This window comes from Psychrobacter sp. CX90 (assembly GCF_057396305.2).
In genome coordinates this window covers 1,703,395-1,724,639 of sequence record NZ_CM182008.1, presented here as the reverse complement: position 1 = coordinate 1,724,639, position 21,245 = coordinate 1,703,395, and the positions used below count along the sequence as shown (strand labels likewise).

Annotated in this window: 14 protein-coding genes; 5 read left to right on the top strand and 9 right to left on the bottom strand. The window is 38.5% G+C overall.

Translation table 11 applies throughout. The annotated features are described in order from the left end of the window. Window positions 1–200: 200 nt before the first annotated feature. The gene (gene rlmH, locus AC2SLN_RS06770; RefSeq protein WP_486529781.1) at window positions 201–689 is read right to left on the bottom strand and encodes a 23S rRNA (pseudouridine(1915)-N(3))-methyltransferase RlmH; all 489 of its coding nucleotides are present in this window, start codon (window positions 687–689) and stop codon (window positions 201–203) included. Window positions 690–1,353: 664 nt separating this feature from the next. Further along, window positions 1,354–2,184 (bottom strand): tRNA (guanosine(46)-N7)-methyltransferase TrmB, encoded by an 831-nt coding sequence (gene trmB / locus AC2SLN_RS06765; protein WP_486549362.1) that lies wholly within the window; start codon window positions 2,182–2,184, stop codon window positions 1,354–1,356. A gap of 552 nt (window positions 2,185–2,736) precedes the next feature. Between trmB and AC2SLN_RS06760 the strand changes: the two genes are divergently transcribed. Continuing rightward, a complete protein-coding gene (locus AC2SLN_RS06760) occupies window positions 2,737–3,678 on the top strand; it encodes a DUF2628 domain-containing protein (RefSeq protein WP_486549258.1) in 942 nt (313 codons plus the stop codon). 129 nt (window positions 3,679–3,807) lie between these two features. On the opposite strand, the gene AC2SLN_RS06755 is transcribed toward AC2SLN_RS06760, so the two are convergent. Together AC2SLN_RS06755 and AC2SLN_RS06750 are read right to left on the bottom strand one after the other, a co-directional pair. Then, window positions 3,808–5,658 carry a monovalent cation:proton antiporter-2 (CPA2) family protein gene (locus AC2SLN_RS06755; RefSeq protein ID WP_486549259.1) on the bottom strand — a complete coding sequence of 617 codons (1,851 nt, stop codon included), beginning with the start codon at window positions 5,656–5,658 and terminating at the stop codon, window positions 3,808–3,810. A 109-nt stretch (window positions 5,659–5,767) separates the two neighbouring features. Then, window positions 5,768–6,475, bottom strand: coding sequence for a hypothetical protein (locus tag AC2SLN_RS06750; protein WP_486549260.1), 708 nt, complete (start codon window positions 6,473–6,475; stop codon window positions 5,768–5,770). A gap of 429 nt (window positions 6,476–6,904) precedes the next feature. Between AC2SLN_RS06750 and der the strand changes: the two genes are divergently transcribed. Beyond that, a complete protein-coding gene (der, locus tag AC2SLN_RS06745; protein ID WP_486549261.1) occupies window positions 6,905–8,302 on the top strand; it encodes a ribosome biogenesis GTPase Der in 1,398 nt (465 codons plus the stop codon). A 198-nt stretch (window positions 8,303–8,500) separates the two neighbouring features. Here der and AC2SLN_RS06740 read toward each other — a convergent pair whose 3' ends face one another. Both AC2SLN_RS06740 and AC2SLN_RS06735 read right to left on the bottom strand, forming a co-directional pair. Then, on the bottom strand, window positions 8,501–9,697 hold the full coding sequence (locus AC2SLN_RS06740; protein ID WP_486549262.1) for a D-alanyl-D-alanine carboxypeptidase family protein: 1,197 nt from the start codon (window positions 9,695–9,697) through the stop codon (window positions 8,501–8,503). A 381-nt stretch (window positions 9,698–10,078) separates the two neighbouring features. Further along, a complete protein-coding gene (locus AC2SLN_RS06735) occupies window positions 10,079–10,507 on the bottom strand; it encodes an MCR_0457 family protein (RefSeq protein WP_486549263.1) in 429 nt (142 codons plus the stop codon). A gap of 1,105 nt (window positions 10,508–11,612) precedes the next feature. Here AC2SLN_RS06735 and AC2SLN_RS06730 point away from each other — a divergent pair. Next, on the top strand, window positions 11,613–12,485 hold the full coding sequence (locus AC2SLN_RS06730) for a peptidoglycan DD-metalloendopeptidase family protein (protein ID WP_486549264.1): 873 nt from the start codon (window positions 11,613–11,615) through the stop codon (window positions 12,483–12,485). A 277-nt stretch (window positions 12,486–12,762) separates the two neighbouring features. On the opposite strand, the gene AC2SLN_RS06725 is transcribed toward AC2SLN_RS06730, so the two are convergent. Further along, window positions 12,763–14,196 (bottom strand): peptidylprolyl isomerase, encoded by a 1,434-nt coding sequence (locus AC2SLN_RS06725; protein WP_486549265.1) that lies wholly within the window; start codon window positions 14,194–14,196, stop codon window positions 12,763–12,765. Between the two features lie 112 nt (window positions 14,197–14,308). Next, the gene (locus AC2SLN_RS06720; protein WP_486549266.1) at window positions 14,309–17,437 is read right to left on the bottom strand and encodes an LPS-assembly protein LptD; all 3,129 of its coding nucleotides are present in this window, start codon (window positions 17,435–17,437) and stop codon (window positions 14,309–14,311) included. Window positions 17,438–17,924: 487 nt separating this feature from the next. Between AC2SLN_RS06720 and AC2SLN_RS06715 the strand changes: the two genes are divergently transcribed. Both AC2SLN_RS06715 and murU read left to right on the top strand, forming a co-directional pair. Continuing rightward, the gene (locus tag AC2SLN_RS06715; protein ID WP_486549267.1) at window positions 17,925–19,058 is read left to right on the top strand and encodes an aminoglycoside phosphotransferase family protein; all 1,134 of its coding nucleotides are present in this window, start codon (window positions 17,925–17,927) and stop codon (window positions 19,056–19,058) included. Between the two features lie 80 nt (window positions 19,059–19,138). Beyond that, complete coding sequence (gene murU / locus AC2SLN_RS06710) at window positions 19,139–19,927, top strand: N-acetylmuramate alpha-1-phosphate uridylyltransferase MurU (RefSeq protein WP_486549268.1); 789 nt, start codon at window positions 19,139–19,141, stop codon at window positions 19,925–19,927. A 324-nt stretch (window positions 19,928–20,251) separates the two neighbouring features. On the opposite strand, the gene AC2SLN_RS06705 is transcribed toward murU, so the two are convergent. Beyond that, window positions 20,252–21,238, bottom strand: coding sequence for a hypothetical protein (locus AC2SLN_RS06705; protein WP_486549269.1), 987 nt, complete (start codon window positions 21,236–21,238; stop codon window positions 20,252–20,254). Window positions 21,239–21,245 lie beyond the last annotated feature (7 nt).

Here is a 21,245-nt window from a genome sequence, read left to right as displayed (position 1 = left end):
GGGCTAGACTTTTAATATTAATTGGGAACTACTGGCTTAAATATACCAAAGCATGCAAAATTAATTCAGAGTATGCCGATAAGTCCTTTAATCTGTCATTACTTGTAGTAACTACTACAGATACTAGGTATAACCGACCATGCAGAATTCTACATTAAAACCCTATGATTCGTATGACAACAACATAACCTCTCACTGTGTTAATTCCCTCGATGGTAAGGATGATTGTTATTAATACTCATTGCACGATATAACTGCTCCATCAACACCACACGCACTAAAGGGTGGGGGAGAGTAAGTGGAGATAAAGACCATTTAAAATCTGCTGCTCTCAGCACTTCAGGCGATACCCCATCAGCGCCACCAATAACCAGTGCCACATCGTCCCCAAGCTGCATGGTGTCACTTAAGTTTGTCGCTAACTGCTCAGTAGACAACATTTTGCCTTTAACATCCAATACCCACAGCTTCTCACGAGCATTACTTTGATGCGCCGCCAAAATACTTCTTCCTTCTTGTTCTCGATACTGAGCAAGGTTAGCCTCAGAAGGGTTCTTAGTTCTTTTAGCAGCAGGTAGTTCTACCATCTCAGTAATAAGCATGGGCTGGATACGTTTATGATACTCATCAAATCCATTAATGACCCATTCGGGCATTTTACTACCCACTGTTAAAATACGTAGCTTCATTTAATTTTTCTCTTATCTGTCTAAAACATATTAATTTTATAGGGGGTTAGAATATATAAATAGGAGGTTAGAATATATAAAATTTATTGGTTTAGTTTTTGGGTTAAAAGGGGATAAGTCACGTAAAAGTCACTTCGACGTGACAAGTGTATAAAAGTTAAAAAGTCAACACTAAATACGATATATTTATAACTTATCCACAGTTTAATTAAAACTAAAGGGTCAATTCGTGGAACATATAATGAATATAAAATAATTTTAAAAAATATTATTATTTTATAATCTAAAAGACTGTTGGATCATAACTAGTTGATTTTAAAAGAATAAATAATTGTATGAAAAATGAACAATTTTATGTGATGCATGGTTTTATCAGGGTTGTATCTTGTCAAGTAGCGGCTTATCCACAAAGTTATCCACAGTTAATGGGGAAAACTCTTGTGAGCTTTATAATCCGTGCATTAACGACCGAGTTCTATTGTGCATAATGAATCAATGAGTTAAATATAAAATTTATTTCACAACTAAAACATGGCTAAAAAAGGAGGGATTAACCAGCTTACAACAGCGATGTTTCACAATAAAGACACTACTCATTAATTCTTTAAATTGTCGTTAGATTGTCGTTAGATTGTCGCTTGGTCCAGGTCATAGCCAGATGCCGTTAATCTTTACTAAATATTAAGTCCCAAACCCCATGTCCTCGATCTATACCTCTTTGCTCAAACTTTGTTAAAGGTCGAAAATCTGGTCTGGGTGTAAAGTTACCTTGGCCTACTGTATTGGTTAATCCATCAAAATTATCGAGGACGTCTAGCATCCAAAAAGCATAATGTTCCCAGTCGGTTGCGGTATGGAACCAGCCTCCAGATTTAAGCACACGTGTCACAATCTCCATACGTTTGGGACTGACAAAGCGGCGTTTGTAATGTCGCTTCTTTTGCCAAGGGTCGGGAAAGTAGAGCTGTATACGATCTATATGATTTTCTGGTAATTGCTGCATGAGCTGAATGGCGTCGCCGTTTATGATTTTAAGATTGTTGAGATTATTTTCTCCCGCCAAAAAAGCACATTTACCAATACCAGGTTCATGGACTTCAATACCGACAAAATTTCGGGAAGGGTCGGTTATCGCCATATCAATGAGCGAGCCACCCATACCAAAGCCAATTTCAAAAGTTAGAGGGGCATCAGCACCATTCGGTGTCTCACTTATATCGGCAAATAGAGTACGCAAATCGGTAATATCTTCTACTAAACCATTCCCCCGCTCATCTACCGAGTTAATGATGTACTTTTTATAAGCTGGATCGGTCAAAGCGTGTTCGGCATTTTTACTGACGTGTGTACGGCGCTTCATAAAGGTGTTTATAAAACGGTGGTGTCTTGTGGTATCTTTTACCGAATTAGTTTGGCTTGGGTGACTATCGCTAGCGGTATTATCGTTAATATTTGAGCTCTCAGCTTTATGGCTATTTGACTGATTACTTACCATGTCAATAAGCGGTTTTTTGTTAAGGCTTTCAATTGAACTAGGGGTTTTAGAGTGGGATCTATTATCGGCGCTCATATTTAAATTATCGTCCATTATTAACGTTATTAAATTATATTTTGCAGTTGCCTTGATTTTTAAAGCTACTTTTGTTTTTAAAACTATCTTATTTTTTGAAGTTAACTACATTTTAAAAGCTAGCTTTGTGTTTAACTTTATTGGGTAGCTTTAAACCTATTAGTAACTATAAATCAGTAAGCAAAAAATGCGTAAGCAACTTTGATGCTTTTAATAATTCTTAATACAAAATAGCAATCAGTGAGCAACTTACACAGTCAAAGATGATCTTAGGTTTAGCCGAAAGCTGTGCTAACTTGTTATGGTTTAACGTTAGTTAGAACAAAGTTAATTGCGATGGCAAAAAGTTACTAAAAAAAGGATGAATTTTGGCGTATTATAGCGTGTATTGTTATACAAAACGATGCGCAACCAGTAATAGCTGCTGGTATAAGCACAATGTGTATGTTTTATGTCTGCAAAAAAGGTTTCGCCGACATGCTTTTTATTGAAGAGAGTTCCCCGCCACCCTTTTATCAAGAGCAGCTCACGCCCGCTCAGCGAGAACAGCTTGATAAGTGGTTTATTGGTAATCGGTCACAGGCGTATTATCTGAAACGTTTTGCAGAGTTTGATAAGCAAGGATATTTATCGGCCAAATGGCACTGGGCTTCTTTCTTTACCACTTTTGGCTGGCTGCTATACCGTAAGCGTTATTTGGACTCAATCGTGTATACAGTGGCTGGCTGGTCATTTATCCAATTGAATATCGCTATCATTTTAAGTGCAGTTGAATTTGCGTTGATCCCATTTATACCAAGCGCATATCACATGATGACTCGGTTGAGTATCGCTGGGGTAATATGGATCTTTTGGGCGGTCATGGTAGCGAGATGGACAGATGCCTATTATTATCGTATGGCCCGCCGAGAGATTGCAGATGCGATTACAGAATATCCTAAAGATTTAGAACAACAAAAATCCCATTTGCAGCGTGAAGGGGGGGTCAGTCAACTTGGACTCGGTATTGCCTTTGGATTGTTTGCCTTTCTACTAACCGTCATACAAGTGCAGTTTCTGCCGCTTTATGCGAAACCTAAAGAAAACGGCATTATTCAAAATACGTTTTTAACAACTCGTACAGTCACGAGTCACATCGAAGACATGTATCGTGTACAGGGTAAGTGCCCTGTAGGGATGACGCTAAATACATCTGGTAAAAATATGACTTTGCAGGTGGTAGAACATACGGATGCACTTGGTAAAAAGCAGAGCAGTTGTGCGCTGATCGCCACCATACATGATGTTCCTTTTCCAAACCGTAACTTAAATGGACAGACGTTTATTATGTATCGTCCATCAAGTGATAAGGATGTGCAGTGGCAATGCATTACCTCTCTAAGCGAGAAGAAGAAGCCTAAGAGTTGCGCAGAAGAATGACCAAAATGATGTACTGCTCTAATCAAGGGCTGTTGCCAGTCATTCTTCTAAAATGCATTTAACTTTGTGTAAGGGCTATATGTCAGTATTTGAAAGGCAGCCCGTTAATAATCCGCAGTTAAAACCATATTAATTTGAAGGTTTATGTAGTCCAACAGCGGTTTCAATCTCCTCTAGATCCAACTTTTTGCCTTCATCATGATCTGCATCAAATAAGCTTTCCAACTCTTGCAACGAGGATTGTACAGACTCAATGAGTTTGGCTTCATCTTCATATATTGCCTGTTGTTGATTGAGCAATTTATCATCATAGTCACGGAAGGCAGTGATTGTTTCCCGTGCTTTCTCAGGAGATAACCCTAATAATTCTAAAGATTCACGTGACATATCGAGTGAAGATAAATAGGTTTCACGCCAAATTTGAGTAATACCAATTTCACGTAGGCGATAAAAGTGAGCACGGTTACGCGCACGAACCAATACCTTTAGATGAGGGTAGTGATTATGTACAAAGCGAGCAGTAGCGATAGATTGCTCAATATCGTCAATTGCTATGATAAATAGTCTTGCTTTATCCACGCCCGCTGTACGTAAGATTTGTGGGTTTTGTGGGTTACCATAATAGACTTGGTTACCAAATTTGCGCACAAAATCGACTTGGTTTGCTGAGCTTTCAATCGCCGTAAATTCGACATTCTGCATACGCAGTACTCGGCCGATAATTTGACCCACTCTGCCAAATCCTACAATGATAACAGGATGTTCATGATCAGGAATACTGTCGTACTCTCGACTTGGCTGCCGTTTTTGAAAGATAGGTTCGCCAATTTTATCCAATAATACAAAGGCTAATGGGGTTAGCGCCATAGATACAGTTACGATAAGCGTGAGCATATTCGCAAGTTCAGGGCGGAGTACATTTTGTGTGGCTGCTGTACCAAATAAGACAAATGCAAATTCGCCACCTTGTGCCAGCGTTACTCCGAGGCGGATACTGGTAGGTAAACGGTTTCCTAACAGACGCGCAATAATAGAGATAATCCCAAACTTAATGAACATTAGCACAATGGCAGAACCGATAATAACAAAGGGGTGGTCGAGAACAAGTTTCACATCTGTCAGCATACCTACTGACATAAAGAATAGACCAAGCAACAATCCTTTGAAAGGTTCGATACTGGATTCAAGTTCATGACGATACTCAGAGTCAGCTAGCAGTACGCCAGTCAGAAATGCGCCTAATGCCATTGATAGACCAATTTGACCCATCAACATTGAGACACCCATAACGATAAATAAAGCAACTGCGGTAAGCAGTTCAGTGGCACCGCTTGACGCCACAAATTTAAAGAATGGACGAACAACGTAACGACTGACTAAAAATAATCCGCCGAATACTGCCACTACTTTGCCAAAATACATTAAGTCATAAGTTTGCTGGCGCACCCCTGATAAAAAAGGTATGGCGGCTAGTAGAGGAATAACAGCAATATCTTGAAAGAGTAAGATGGTAAACGCTTCACGGCCATGCGTACTAGAAAGTTGCTCTTTTTCACTCAATACTTGCAACACAAAGGCGGTTGAAGACAGCGCCAAGCCGAATCCGACAATGAAAGCAGTATCGAGCTTCAGGCCAGCAAACTGATAGACAAGAGCCATCAGGATAATTCCGGTAACTCCGACTTGCAGCCCACCGAACACAAATATTGAACGCCGTAGCGCCCACAGTCTTGATGGTTGTAATTCTAGACCGATGACAAACAGCAGCATTACCACGCCGAATTCAGAGAAGTGTAGCAGGCTTTCCGCATTACCTGCCACATCTAGTACGCTAGGGCCCAGTATAAGGCCCGTGATTAAATAGCCTAGTACGGTTGAGATATGCAACCGCTTGCCTAAAGGTACCAACAATAGTGCTGCCCCTAAAAATATAGTGGCTTGCAGCATCAAATTTGGTTGAATGGTTATGGCTGAAAGCATTAACTGTCCTTAAGTTAAAACGTAGGTGGTAGGGGCTTTGTAACCAAATAGTATGTCCACAAGGTATATTTAAGAACCCATAAAATAGAAAATGGCAAAGCGTCTTATTTTATCTCTTTTTATAAATCTTCCAGACTCCGTTATTTGCCAATAGGTTGGTATATGCATCATTGCGACGTTTACGAGGCTTTTGTCTGCTGTCGACCACCTTGAAATCAGGTAGGACATGAATAATCAGTCCAGTACGATAGAAACGCAACCGTTCGGGTTCAAGTAACTCGCCTTTGTGATTGCGACAAAATACATAAGCTCTTAAATCAATAAACTCTCGATGCGCAACGAGTCTTGCTGTATCATCGTGTACAAAGACGCTTTCCAGCCGTCTATATTCCTCATCTGAGAAAGGACCACATTTATTTACTAAAGCGCCTATAGATCCAAAGTTTTTAGATTCCTTAGCCCGTGTCTTGGTTAAATGTAGACGTTGAACATGATAAATAAATTGTGGAATCTCTAGACTTGCAGGCAGTGGCAGATGATCAGGAGGCAGATATGCCGACGGATAAAAAGCCAATGCGCGATCAATAAGCGGCTGCCATTGCTGTTGGTATAGTTTAACCTCATCGTGATTGCCTTGGTAAATAGGCATATCACGTATTTGCCTTAAAATTTGCGGTGGGAAATGGCCATGACGGAATTTAGCAATATCCACTTGCAAGGTAGAAAGCAACGCTTTAGCTTGTTTTATGCCATCTTTGCTGTTTGGGTTATCAATAAGATGATTTGGGGCTTCAAATGGTGCAGAACGTCTTGACATAGTTAGAGTGTGGCTCGTTATAAATGCGATAAAACCATGTTATCATAACAAAGCAGTTTCAAAATTAATTAATAAGCGGTTACCAGTATATTCTAAATGGTATAAATATAGGTCATGATGCTTTGATTACCAAATAGCTGCTAATAATTATCAATGATTGCTAAAACAAGGTTAATTCTAGTTAAAATTCAAATGAATTCAAATAGCTACTAAGTAACAAAGTCAAATGTGGATCAGATTATATATGCTTAACATACTTATCGATGTTTATTAAAGCCTATTTATGCATTGTGTACCTATGTGATATATATCGTGATGTATATCAATGAATACGCATCAATAAATAAAAATGTGTATGAATGAATAATAATACCAAATCCAAATGACAACTTAGTGGTTATAGCTTCATCAAATCAAGTGAGATAAAAGATGTCCATGAAACCTGTCGTTGCCCTAATTGGTCGCCCGAATGTTGGCAAATCGACAATATTTAATCAAATGACCAAGACACGTCAAGCCCTAGTTGCTGATTTATCTGGTTTAACTAGAGATCGCCAATATGGCGATGCTACTTATGATAATAAATCCTTTATTGTCATTGATACTGGTGGTATAGGTGAAGCTGACGATGTAAAAGGCAGTATTGACGATTACATGTCCGCACAGTCGCATACAGCAATCCATGAGGCAGACATTATTGTGTTTGTGGTCGATGCGAGAGTAGGTATGCTAGGTGCTGATGCAGAAATTGCAAAACAACTGCATACCTTAGGTAAACCTGTTTATCTGATTGCAAATAAAGTAGATGGTGTTCATGATGCCGCCCCAGCAGAGTTTTATGCGTTAGGCTTAGGCGAGCCTTACCCCATGGCTGCAAGTCATGGTCGAGGCCTGATGAACTTCTTAGATGACCTAACCGCTGACATGCCTGAAGATGTGGAAGAGCAGCCACAAGACGGCCTGAAGCTTGCTGTGATTGGTCGACCAAATGTTGGGAAGTCGACCTTGGTTAATCGTATGTTAGGCGAAGATAGAGTTGTTGTATATGACATGCCAGGCACCACGCGAGATAGTGTTTATATTCCTTATGAGCGTAATGGGAAAAACTATATATTAATTGATACAGCTGGCGTGCGTCGACGGGGTCGTATTGACGAAAAAGTAGAGAAGTTCTCTGTTATTAAAGCACTTCAGGCGATCAAAGATGCTAACGTAGTTATCGCTGTTATTGATGCGCAAGAAGGTATTGTGGATCAAGATTTACATATGCTTGGGTATGCCTTAGATGCAGGACGAGCCATCGTTATTGCTATCAATAAATGGGATGGGTTGTCAGACGATAAAAAAGAAATGATACGTATAGAGTTAGATCGTCGCTTTGATTTCTTATCTTATGTCAAAGTACATTTTATCTCAGCGCTTCATGGTACCAATGTGGGTAACTTATACCCATCTATTCATAAAGCTTACCAATCTTCTATGTTTAAAGTATCTACGAATAGATTGACCCAGATATTAGAAGATGCGGTTGCTGCTCACCAACCACCTATGGTTGGCGGCAGAAGAATCAAGCTACGCTATGCACATTTAGGTGGTCATAATCCACCAGTCATTGTTATTCATGGTAACCAAACTGGCTCCTTGCCAAAAAGCTATCAGCGTTATCTTGAAAACGAATTTAGGAAAGTATTTAAGCTTGAAGGAACACCGCTCAAGGTTGAATTCAAGATGAATAAAAACCCCTACATAGGCAAAAAACCAGCGGCGGTTAAGGCCAAGTCGTTAAAGAAACGTCAGCAAAAGTTTAAAGGCTCTAAGAACAAATGATTGGTATGGTCTCGTTTTTTTATTCTCCTCAAGTCCTAGCTGCTTAGTTTAATGCCACTGCGCAAGATACGCCTAGGTTTCACATGAGGATTTGTAATAATAAAAAAATGGCTGATTTGCAACGATTACTCGCAAATCAGCCACCAAATATACGTATATATGACGTAAAAGAAACCCTAAGTATTTAAGACAATCTGTTTAGAATAAATCGCCAAACCATTTTGTGATGTGTTGCCAAACACGCTTTATAAAACCAGACTTTTCGACATCCTCAGTAGCCACCACAGGAACAGAGGCAACAGTTTTTCCGTCTACGACAGCCAGCATCTTGCCAACTTCTTGACCTTTTTGAATCGGTGCTTCAATATTATCTGAAATATTAACGACTGTATTCACTTTATCTTTTTGTGTTTTCTCAATCAACACCTTTAAGGCTTCGCCAGTCGCTAATTTCACACTATCAGATTTACCAAAATAGACAGGTACGGTCTCAACATATTGATTGGCAGGAGCGCCAACATAGGTGTCAAAGTGTCCAAAACCCCAATTTAACAAGGTCCGAGATTGATCAGCACGCTCTTGCATGCTGCCAGCACCCATAATGACAGAAATCAACCGCATGTTATTGCGCTTACTCGAAGCAACTAAACAATAGCCAGCAGCATTGGTATGGCCTGTTTTTAGACCATCAACGGTTGAGTCAGTTAATAAAAGCGCATTGCGATTACCTTGAGTGATATTGTTATAGGTAAATTCTTTTTCAGAATAAATATTATAGTAATCGCCACCTTCTTTAATAATAGCACGTGCAAGTTTCGCAAGATCACGTGCTGAGGCAACATGGCCTTCAGCTGGCATACCTGTGGCATTCACAAAATTTGTGTTCTCCATGCCAAGTTGCTTCGCTTCTTCATTCATCATGGTTGCAAAAGCAGCCTCGCTACCGGCAATATGTTCGGCCATTGCTTTTGAAGCGTCATTACCAGATTGGATGATAATACCGCGTAACATATCAATAACTGATGCCGTTTTATTAACGGGGACATACATACAAGATTGGCTACTACTACCGCGGCACCACGCATTTTCACTCATTAGCACGGGTTCGTCTTCCTTAAGATCTCCAGCCAGTAGCTTTTTTTCAATAATATGGCTGGTCATCATCTTGGTAAGTGAAGCAGGCGGGAGAGGCTGGTCTGCATTTTTTTCAGCTAAAACGACGCCTGTGTCATAGTCCATTAATACATAAGAGGCGTTATCCATCTCAGGCGCGGTTACGGCAGCTAGACTTGTAGTAGAAAGCAATGCTAAACCTGCCCCAGTAATCCATGAGCGGATGGGTGCAGAATTTGCGATATAGCTTATTAAAGAGGTTTTATTAGTTGAAGCAGTCATATTACGAATACCATGTTTATATCAGTTAGGTGCAGATCTTTAAGTAATACAATTCTAATGAATTAATTTTAAAGTTCTTAAAGGTTAAACTACTGTGTTTGCTTAGTATAATTGGTAGTCTAAAAGGAGGCCATTTTATCAAATTGTAAAGTAGTGTGATACATTTAAATATAAAATCAGCTCACTAAATACCGCCGATAGATTTTGTTTTATGCAGTAATGATGTCTTAAAAAGGTCTCAAAAAAAATTTATAAAAGTTAAAAACTCCAGAAGGTTATAAATACTTAGTAGTAGCTGAGTTTAAGCAAACACGTTAAGCTTCTAACTGCCTAGAATAAAAAAGACCGACTCAAATTGAGTCGGTCTTTTAGTGTGTGGATCTAAAAAGAAGCGTTAGCGAGATCTGTACACAGTGCTTTATTATCTTCTTGAGGAAAGCCCATTGTCCAACTACGCATACTGGTGAGAATACTCTTATAATCTTGCTGTGTGGATAGGTATTGTATTGCTGCTTTAGGGTTATCAATTGTAGGCAGTTGTTTTTTTAATTCGTAGTCATAAGCTTTAAAAAACCCACTACGTTGATTTTGATCTAATATTGGGGGACAAATCTCGGACAATACTTGCAAAACGGCAATTTCATATTTTGATGTGTTAGCCCCAGCCAAATCTACCGGTATGGTGGTACTATCAGCATATGAAAGTGTAGAAGCGGCTAATGCAACGGTGGAGATAATAGTAGACACCATTGCCAATCGCAAAGAACTTGAAATACGATTCATTAAACTTCTCTCTTTTTGTTTATACATAATGCCAACCATTTGTTTATGTGCTATTAAAATCAAACTAAATTCAATTAAATACGTTCTACACGGGCAAACAGAGACCTAAACCGTAAAAAGCAGTTAACCTTTAAAGCAACTTTATGTTATACAGAGTAGTTTTTATAAGTAGCTTTATCCAATCAACTCCGTGAATGTTCAAACTACACATTCGCCTGACAACCCTTACTCATTGTATCTGTTAATCGTTGTATATAAATAAAGTAAAAATATAAAATTTGGTTTGCTGACTATTGGGGTACATTATTACATAAAACCATACACAAGATGTTTAGCTAATGTGACCCATACATTATAATCAGTAACTATCTTTACTGAAATGAATACATTAAGCTTTATTGGCACTATAAAAATAAATCAAAAAACGCATTTATTAACTGTCTTTTTATTCTTCCTTTTCAGTAGCGTTCGTCAGTACCACTTAATTTGATAAGTACCAGTAATAAAGTAAAAATTCTAATATGATCGCCACAAATATATTGTAGTTTCTATCTAGTGCACTAATGCAATATACTCTAAGAACCTGTATTCATAACCTATAACTTGCTATTTTCGCCTAAAATGAGCAATGACTTCTTTTTTGTTGAAATTAGGCTTAAATATAATGACTATTCAACTCAATTTTGCCCTGTATGGTCTTATTTTTTTATAAAACTTTTCTAGCTTTAGCTTATGAATGAGGGTTCTAAGACTTAACTAGCTGAAATATTTTATAATAAAAATAGGCTGGGTTGTATGTAAAGAATCGTTATAGTAGATAAATAATTATTGACTTAATAAATCGAGCCATTAGGATTAATAATTTAAACATATGTCTGAGCTTTAAACCCTTTCATATAATTTAAATTCATAATTAAAGTTGTTATGATGTCATGTGTTAGGCTTTCAATAAATATCTTTTAATAACTATAGAGAGAATAGAGACAGATTCAATGCCAGTACCAAATTCATTGCTAATGACCACTTATTTTCAGATCGCTTTGATTCTTTAAATCTAATTAATGAGTTAATACGTTTAATAGAAAAGAAAATATTACCACTTGAGTCAATTGATTACATAAGGAATAAGCCCATGTTCAGTACTTTACCAGTATCTGACACTGTAAAAGATAACCCACAATTAACACAATTAAATAGTAAAAAAACCGGTGCATTAAAAGCTAACGTATTATTAATGGCTTTAATCGGTGGTGTACTTACTTTGTCAGGTTGTGCCACTAAGCCTTCTTATCAAGTTAATAGAGGGCCTACGGTTATTGTTGACGCTCGTGGGGTACCTAACTACTATAAGGTTAAATCTGGTGATACAGTAAGTCACATTGCAAATCGCTATGGGTTGAATTACCGCCGTATTGGTGCAATGAATAGATTAGATAGTCGTTACACAATCTATTCAGGTCAATGGCTAAAGCTTTGGGAAGGAAAATCAACCCCTTCAAACCGTAATAATGTTACAACAGCTCAGCCTAGACGCACTTATCCTAGTAATCAGTCACCAGTTACCGGTACAACCTCTACCCCCAATATTTATAATGGCACTTATAGTAACGGCACTAATAATAGCTCTATCAGTTCTGCAAAAGGATATGGTTATCCTACTACCAGCCCTGTCTTCAAAAACTTTGATGCCAATGCCGGTATCAATAGTATGTGGTTTGGTGGACGCTTAGGTGATCCCATCGTTGCCAGTAAAGAGGGGCAAGTTTTATATTCTGGGAATGGATTACCTGAGTACGGCAATCTGATTATGATTCGACACGATGAGAAATATATTACCGTATATGCCCATAATGATAAATTATTAGTTAAAGAGGGCGATCAAGTGCGTACGGGTCAGCAAATTGCCACTATGGGCAATACTGGACAAACTAGCCGAATAGCCCTTGAGTTCCAAGTTCGGGAAGATGGGAATCCAATTGACCCAAGAGCTATTCTTGGCTTGTAAATCTAAATATTTTAAAAATGTGAATGGGCTTATATCGGATTGTAAAAGTTCGCTCTTAAGTCCTATAATGAAACAGCCATATTATAAAATTAAACCCCGCTTTGTAACAGAGCGGGGTTTAATTTTATCTAGTCATAATGGGGTTCAATTGTTGTTTGCCTAGGTTGATTAATTCACAGTTTAAGCTTCCAGCGTTAAGACACTCAAAATTTGCTTAATTACGTATGGCTTATATAGCAAGTCTAGCATTAATATGAGATAGGTTTGGCCTACCTATTTAATCAAAGATTTGAATATATGCGTTGGCTTTAAGCTCTTGTAACCAGTCTTCTTGCGCTTGCGGCGCTAAGCGTTGATATAAAGCCTCTCGGGCCATATTGCGTTTTACAGTATCGCTGACATCTTTTTGACGCTGGTCTTCAACTTTTAAAATATGCCAACCAAACTGGGACTTAAAGGGAATAGAGTAGTCGCCTACAGGGGTACGCTTTATCATTTGCTCGAACTCGGGCACCATTTGACCTTCAGATACCCAGTCTAAATCCCCACCCCGACCTGCAGAGCCAGAATCATCAGAATAGGTAGATGCTAATGAGGCAAAATTAGCGTCTTTACGTAATTGTTCATATAGGTCATTTATTTTCTGTTCAGCTAAAGCATCATTAACTTGATCATCGGTTTTTACTAATAAATGACGTACTTTCCATTGCGCAACAATCATGTTTTCATTTCCACGCTTATCAATCAGCTTAACAATATCAATGCCTTCTGATGCGAGCTGTGGTTCAGTGACATCGCCAATGTCGAGCGGAAGAATTTTATTTGTAATTTCAGTTGGCAAACCTGCAGCGGCATGATAGCCCATATCTCCACCTTGTAGAGGAACAGGATAGTTTTTAGCAACGCCTTGGCTTAATTGATCTAATACTGATTGTGCATCATCAGAGGTTTCCAAATATGCTTTTGCTTGGCGCGCGATGAGTAAAGCCTGATCTTTCTGACTCTCAGAAATCCGGCTGACATCATCTGTAAATGGAATGCGTATGTGAATGGTACGATATTCAGCATCTTCCAAACGACTGGCTTCGGGTGAGGATAAAAATGCCTCTATGTCTTGATCCGTAATGCGTACCCGTTTTGCTATTTGACTCTGTTGCAATATTTTCAAAGATTCTTCTTCAATTATTTGAGCGCGTAGTGCTGCATAGCTACCTGAACGCCTTGAGTCTAATTTCTGTTGCAACTCTGATAAAGAAGACACACCTTGTGATTGAGCAAATTGAGCTAATCTTTGATTTACGACATTCGGATCTGGCTGAATACCAGAGCGGTTAACTAACTCCAATTGCAGCTCACGCAATATTAAACTGTTTAATACATCGTTTTGCAATCGTTTTGAAGGTGGTAGATTTTGTTTATCAGCTTTAAGACGGGCTGCGGTCGTATTGACGGCAGATTGAAGATCACTTTTTAAGATTGCTGTATTGTTTACTAATGCAATGATACCGTCTTTACTAGTGCTATCAGTTTTGCTATTGGCATTAGTGGCAACTGGTTGCAAAGAAGCGTCACTGTTTAATGCATTGGAATTTGCGTCTGCAGTATCGGCATAAGTAAAATGCATAGGCAGAGCCAAACTACCAATAATTACGATGGTTTTTAGTCTATGTGTCACGTTTTTGTTACTTAATTCAAGAGATTTTCTAGCCATTGTCATATTTATCCTGCGTATGGTAATAAAGTAAAGGAAGCCAATATAGTAAAAATAAAATCTTTAGCGTCTATAAAATCTAAAGGAAGTAATGTAAGGTATCAGTCATTGGTTATTTATTCCATAGGGTGTCAACAGGTTCGAAGCCTGGCACCCTATCAATAAATAGCTTACTTAAACGGCTTCTACTTTCCCCCAAACCGTTTATTCTAAACTCTGCCATAACCGCTCTTGTAGGCTCAAGGTCTAAGTTTAAGTCATTGTAATAACTGCGACCATATATAGAAAATCCATAGCAACAATCCTCATAATTTAATCCAACAGTCGAATCTATGAATTTGTGACTTCTATTATCAAACTGACCTTGCGCCATGACCCTCCAATTATTATTAATTGGAAACAGGGCTGAGGCAGTTATAGCGGATAAAGCATCCTGATTGGTATTAGGATCTTGTTTACGTTTTACAAGTCCAAGATTTATTAGACTTAAAGGAGTAGGCTGATAGCGTATCTGACTATTTATGAAATTTAGACGATTTTTATCATTTAGTGCACCATTAAAATCAAACCAAATATTTCGATAAGGTTGAACGCTTGAGTTCCATGCCACGCCAGATGAGCTTTGATCGCTTAATTTTGTAGCATTGTCTAAAGCCACTTGTGGTTCGTCTAAATAAAACTGATCGCCAATACTACCATCAAAACGTGTCACACCCATTGCGTCGATGTAACGATAGTTCAAACCGACAGAAATATTATTATTATCAGCGATACGGTCGTAGCCCAAAAACCTAGAGTCTGAAAATAGTTGATCATAATCAACAGAAGCGACACGGGTATTGAAGTTGGGTATTTTGCTATGGTCTCTAAATTTTGAGTAAGTATATTTTAGGCGAGGACTCAATAATTGATACCCACCTAGGTTATGATCAAATAAGCCAAAAGGTGTGCCTGCTTGATAAAAATTCAGACCAGAATCGATACTAACTTTAGGTGCAAAAGCGGTCTGAGTGTTATCCGTCTCACTGACATTGTTAACGATTCTACTCTCTTCATCATACGCAGTAAAAAGATGCTGTAGACTTAATTTAGGAACGATATAACCCCATGTGGATTCAAATGGATAACTGGCGCCAATCTCATTATAGATGCGTAACCCGCTTTTTTCATTTTCCGACCCATCATTAATTGATTTCTTGAAGTAGGCAGAGTCATGGACGCCCGTTATTTCTATATTGGTTCTATTAGTGGGTAGGCGATAATCAATAGACAGTTGGGGCAGGCGTGAGTAAGGTTTATCTTTATCTTGAATCACATTGCCGTCTGCATCTGTTGCTTTGACGCTTTGAAAAGTTTCAACTTTTAACTGCCCGTTTACATAGTCATTTATATAATTTACTTGCGCACGTCGGGGTAAATTAAGAGAGTTATTGGTCAGACCAAAATCTTCAAAATCTGTTATGTACTGTGGGTCTGATACATAGTTATAAACGGCACTTGCTGACAAGTTTTTGATATCTTTAGACTGCCATTGGTGTTGGAAATAAAGCCCTTTACGATCTTTGTCATCATACTGTTTATCGTTCGCTAAATAACCCGCTCTTAGTTCGCCATTACCGTACTTGCCTAGTAAATAACGCAACTCCCCCGTTAACATTGGGTTTCGATTGGTATAAATATCGGTAGTGACGGTGGAGTCTAAATTCGGCGCCAAATTTAGATAGTATGGAATACTAACTTTAAGCCCGCTTTCGCTGTCTATACTAGCGCTAGGTGTCAATAACCCAGTACTGCGGCGATCGTCAATTGGGAAGTTAAAGTAGGGTAAATAAAAGACTGGTACCTTTCCTAAGCGGAATGTCGTGTTATAAGATTCTCCACGCCCAGTTTCGGTATCAATATCGATTTGTTCAGCCTCTAGCTGCCATTTTCGATTGGTCGGGGGGCAGGTGGAGAACATTACCTTATCAAGCTGATAATGGGTGTCATCAGGTTTATTAAGCTTGTGAGCATAACCATGCGCCTGCATAGGGATACTTGCAAAGGCAACATTAGTAGCAGTAGCAGCATTGCTGTTAGTATCATAGGCAATCTCATCTGCTACGGTAATTAGCCCACTACCGGTGAGTTTGCTAGATGAAGAAGTCGGGTTGACGCGATTGACGGAGGATGTAGTTGCTCCAGCTGCTTCAGTTGTTGCGTTTGGAGGAGATGTTTCGGCCAGTAAAACGTCTCCAGTGGCGCCAACCGCACCGCTGTCAAGGTCGAGTGAGAGTTGATCTGCTGTAATTAGCTGCCCATTTTGTACCACTTCTACATTACCGGATAGCTCTACACGAGACACACTGTCATAATAGCCATAATCAGCCTGAGCATATAAGGGTAGACCTTCAGTAACATTAAGACCATCTTGGGCTACAGCACGGTTTACAGCTTGATGATAAGACGAATCTTCATCAAGATTACTGGGAGTAACCCATACCCCTTCACAGCGATATGAGGAGGCATCATTGAGTTTACGTTTAAAAACATTAGGTGCTGCAATAGGTGCTGAGTCAGTTGCATTGATGGTGGTCTCAGTAGAATTAAACCAATCGTTATCGCTCAACCCGCCATCAATTGATTCTTTATCATTCAAATTATGACCATTATCAGTAGTAATCGAACCTACTTCTGGGTCATGATTAGTTTGTGCGGGATTTGAGGCTTGGTAAAACTGCGACAGTCTGTCTAAGCTTTTTTTAGCGCTTTGCGTATTAAATGTCGTCGCCAGCTCGGTTGAACTCTTTCTATGGCGGTTTACCTGACCCGCTAAATTAGCTTTTTTTCCAGACGTTTCATTTATTGATTGGTTATTGATTGGCTGGTTATTTACAAAAGCAGCAGGTGATGTTTGTACTGAATAACGTTTATCGTGATTTAATGGCGCGGATTCAAAGTCAACTGTATTTGGCTCAGTCGGTTCGAAGCCGGCTGTATTTGCCCCATTTGGTGCAGCATTTTCTATGTCAGTGCCGTTTATAGCCAAATTAAGTTCTGGCTGATACGGTTCTGGCAGATTATCCTGTGCACGAGATGTATCGGGAACATTATTAAGATTTGCCAAGTCGCTCACGGCATTGGCATAAGCTGACGGTAAGCACATCAAAAGAGGCATACTTGCAACGAGAGCAGAGCGGGGCTGCTGTAGCAAGCCACGATATGCAAACCGAATACTGCGATATAGTTGAGAATAGAGCAATGGGAAACCTTATTTGTTTTGATACTTTGATAATACTACGATTAATCTAGCATTTGTAAATTAGTACGGTGTTAACGTGGTTAGGAGCTGTATTTACATCACAAATGTGAAATGTTGAATTAAATATCTATTGAATTAAATACCTGTCCAGTTTGCAAACGATCAAAGTTTGGCAAATTTGAGCCATCTTATAATAGTCAAAAAAATGTAAATCAGCTACACTACAGGCTTTAAAATAACGAATAATTACGCAAGCTCATACAATTTTCAAAATTGAAATGTCCAAATATGGTATCTAGCAGTATTATACAAGGTAAAAAAACTATTTTGTAATGGGTTAGGGTGTCCTTAATACTAAGTTATTTTTTAGCACATATTATTTTACCTCAAGTTTAGCGATGTGCCTCGTTAATTAAATGATTTCCATAAAAAAAGCCCAAAAATTAAACTTGAGTCCATTTTTCACTATATCTAAAAGTACTTTATTATGACCTATGTTCAAAAAACTGAGAATTTAAGTTCTGTTAACGTCTCTTCTCATACGGATGCAAGATATGAGCAATTACTTGCTTTTATAGACAATGCATTAAACGGACAAACCTATAAGCTAGAAAGCTTACCAGGTGATGCCAGTTTCAGACGGTATCACAGAATATATCTTGATTTACCCCAGCATAATCAGTACCCAAGCTATATTGTCATGGATGCCCCACCGCAACTTGAATCTATTGAAAGCTTTGTGCGTGTTGATCGGTTATTAGCATCTAAAATAAACGTACCAACACTGATTGCAGAAGATATTGATAGTGGGTTTTTACTATTACAAGATTTTGGTAAGACCGAATTTTCGCATTTATTAGAGTCTCATAAAGTAAACAATGATTTCGATACAATTGATAGACTCTATAAGTTAGCCATTGATAGTCTAATTGACTTGCAGAGCATTCCAGTTGAATTAGCAATACAGTCCTTTAGCTTACCTCCCTACGACGCATCAATGCTGCACCGTGAAATAGATTTATTTAATGACTGGTTTTTACCTTTTATAGATTGCAGAATCGAAGATAAAGATCAGCAGATGTGGCAAAAATTTACTCAAGAACTCACAAACCAGATTTTAAAGCAGCCGCAAGTTGTTGTGCATAGAGACTACCACAGTCGAAACCTCATGCAAGATCAGTATCAGCCAAGCGCACTTGGTATTATAGATTTTCAGGATGCTGTCATTGGTGCCTATACCTATGATTTGGTTTCATTAGTACGAGATGCGTATGTTGAGTGGGATGAGAGTCATATTAATAACTGGATTGAATACTTTTGGTATCGAATTAAAGATCAACATTCAAATGGCGCACACAGTCTTGAACAGTTTAAATCTCAATTGAACTTAATAGGCGTACAACGTCATTTAAAAGTACTGGGTATATTTGTGAGACTGTCTGAGCGAGATGGAAAGTCACGTTATTTAGCGGATATACCAAAGGTATGGCGTGACTTACTGCGTGAAATGCAATGGCTACATGATAATAGCGATGAAGAGATTAACGTTTTTATAACGCCAGTTTATCAGTGGTTGGTACAAAAAGTTGAACCAAACTTTTTTAAGTCATTTAATCACTAATCTTTATTAATAGGCTATCTGACAGATATTTAACTGACTGATATTGAAAACACTATCTAACTGAGGGGTAAAGGGTAATTATGGACAATAAAGCGGTTTCTGAACAGACAAAAAAAACCTGTGCTAAGCAATCACTTCCTATTACCCAAGCCATGATATTAGCAGCGGGTAAAGGAACCAGATTGCGTCCTTTTACATTAGAAACTCCTAAGCCATTGGTAAAAGTTGCTGGTCAGCCACTCATAGTGTGGCACATCAAAGCTCTAAAAGCTGCGGGTATTACAGATATCACTATTAATACATCTTGGCTTTCAAGTAAATTGATGGCTGCTCTGGGTAATGGTAGCGACTATGGTGTGGCAATCCACTGGTCAGTTGAAGATGATGAACCCCTCGAAACTGCTGGAGGCATTGCAAAAGCCTTAAGGGAAGGATGTTTGAGACAAGAGCCATTTTTACTTATTAATGGTGATGTGTGGACAGAGTTTGATTTTGCCTCCATAAAAAATTATAAGCTGAAAGATTTAGCGACAACGCATTTATTGCTGATTGATAATCCAGAACATAACCCTAATGGCGACTTTGCTATCAATAATGGTTTTGCCAGTGACAATGCAATGTCAGGGAAAAAATATACTTTTGCTGGTATCAGCATTATGACTCCATCAATAGTGGCAGGCGTGGCAGAGGACCAAGTTGTTGCTCTTGCGCCTCTATTAAAGGAGTCTATGCAACAGCTGAAAGTGACCGCGGAAGTTATAGATTGTAAATGGGTGGATGTGGGTACGCCTCAGCGATTAGACGCTGTGAATCAATATATTTTAGAGCAGGGTAGTAATATTACTCATTCGGGTAGACCCATATTGTAGATCACTTTCGCAGTCATTATGGTATAAATAATTAAGTGATAAGTAATTAAGTGGTTCATTTGTGCAGAGTTAGAACGTTTATTCATAAGATAAAGTTATGAATTTTTTAGAATAGAATGAGATAATACAACGTACCCTTAAGTTAAATGTGCGGGTTGAATAGTCATGTTATTTAATCCTAATGTTAACAAAATAGTGGCTTATTTTAGGCGAAAATAGCTAATTTTAGGTTACAGATCTTTAAATGATAAAAGGACACGAATAAGTAATAAAAAACACTTAAGCTCCGACTCGACTACCAAACTATTTCAAGGGGCATAACGTTTAAGGGATTTGAACATTATTAGGGTTAGGTTCAGGGTTTATTTCAAGCGCAACACTTGATTTCTGCTCTGAGATTTCAGGCGTTATTGTATCCACTGAGGGTTGCTTTTCAGTATCAACATTACTTTGAGAAGTAACTGACGCATCTACCACGATCTTACCAACAGGCTTTTGGGTCTGTGATTTAATGGTAGAGGGTGCAATGTCCCGCTTACTTGCCTCAATATTTTGAATATTTTTTTGTTTTACAGCTTGTATGGCGTCACTTATCTTATCATTTATACTCTCAATTTCTTTCGCTTTCTCAGCATATTCTTGGTCTTGAGTAGTAGCCTCACGTTTTGATGAAGGAAGATCCCTAGATAGGAGCACAGCATCATTTGGATTAATAGAGCGTACACTATCTGCCTGGATAGCGGTTATACGCTCATTACTATCTGCCTGATTACCCATTGGATTCAATTGAGTTTGTTTATTGGTTAAAGAGGTTACTGTTTCCGCTTTAACAACTCGTTCCTTTCCAAACGGTTTATTACCACTGTTTTTAATAGGATTATCTTGATCTATAGAGTATTTATTAGCGTTTGAATCTCTAGCTAATTTGTTTTGAGCTACGGTTTCGTCGCTATATGGATCTTCTTCATGACTTTTATTGACAACATTCACTTCCGATTTAGTAACAGTTTTAACACCGTTCAAACCGTCTTTTTCAGCTGCTTTTTCAATGGCACTATCGGCACTTATATGACTATCTGTTGATATTTTATTCTGATTGTGAAGAAATAATGCCAGTAAGGCGGCATGTAGCAATACGGCAAATATAATGGCTGGAAGCCATTTTTTTAAACCCCTGCTACTATTTAAACCCTTGCTACTACTAGTAGAACGGTTATGTTTATTTTTTAAAGGGTCAAAGGCCCGGTTCAGTTCGTCTTTAGGTAACTTTGCAGCTGCTTGTTTTTTAGGCTTTTTATTTTGAGATAACATGCTAAAT

What these genes read in the sequence shown, in the direction of transcription:
- AC2SLN_RS06735 (WP_486549263.1), bottom strand. Translation starts at nt 10,507, where the DNA reads ATGTATAAACAAAAAGAGAGAAGTTTAATGAATCGTATTTCAAGTTCT.
- AC2SLN_RS06715 (WP_486549267.1), top strand. Translation starts at nt 17,925, where the DNA reads ATGACCTATGTTCAAAAAACTGAGAATTTAAGTTCTGTTAACGTCTCT.
- murU (WP_486549268.1), top strand. Translation starts at nt 19,139, where the DNA reads ATGGACAATAAAGCGGTTTCTGAACAGACAAAAAAAACCTGTGCTAAG.
- AC2SLN_RS06740 (WP_486549262.1), bottom strand. Translation starts at nt 9,697, where the DNA reads ATGACTGCTTCAACTAATAAAACCTCTTTAATAAGCTATATCGCAAAT.
- AC2SLN_RS06755 (WP_486549259.1), bottom strand. Translation starts at nt 5,658, where the DNA reads ATGCTTTCAGCCATAACCATTCAACCAAATTTGATGCTGCAAGCCACT.
- AC2SLN_RS06730 (WP_486549264.1), top strand. Translation starts at nt 11,613, where the DNA reads ATGTTCAGTACTTTACCAGTATCTGACACTGTAAAAGATAACCCACAA.
- trmB (WP_486549362.1), bottom strand. Translation starts at nt 2,184, where the DNA reads ATGGTAAGTAATCAGTCAAATAGCCATAAAGCTGAGAGCTCAAATATT.
- AC2SLN_RS06750 (WP_486549260.1), bottom strand. Translation starts at nt 6,475, where the DNA reads ATGTCAAGACGTTCTGCACCATTTGAAGCCCCAAATCATCTTATTGAT.
- rlmH (WP_486529781.1), bottom strand. Translation starts at nt 689, where the DNA reads ATGAAGCTACGTATTTTAACAGTGGGTAGTAAAATGCCCGAATGGGTC.
- der (WP_486549261.1), top strand. Translation starts at nt 6,905, where the DNA reads ATGTCCATGAAACCTGTCGTTGCCCTAATTGGTCGCCCGAATGTTGGC.
- AC2SLN_RS06760 (WP_486549258.1), top strand. Translation starts at nt 2,737, where the DNA reads ATGCTTTTTATTGAAGAGAGTTCCCCGCCACCCTTTTATCAAGAGCAG.
- AC2SLN_RS06705 (WP_486549269.1), bottom strand. Translation starts at nt 21,238, where the DNA reads ATGTTATCTCAAAATAAAAAGCCTAAAAAACAAGCAGCTGCAAAGTTA.
- AC2SLN_RS06725 (WP_486549265.1), bottom strand. Translation starts at nt 14,196, where the DNA reads ATGGCTAGAAAATCTCTTGAATTAAGTAACAAAAACGTGACACATAGA.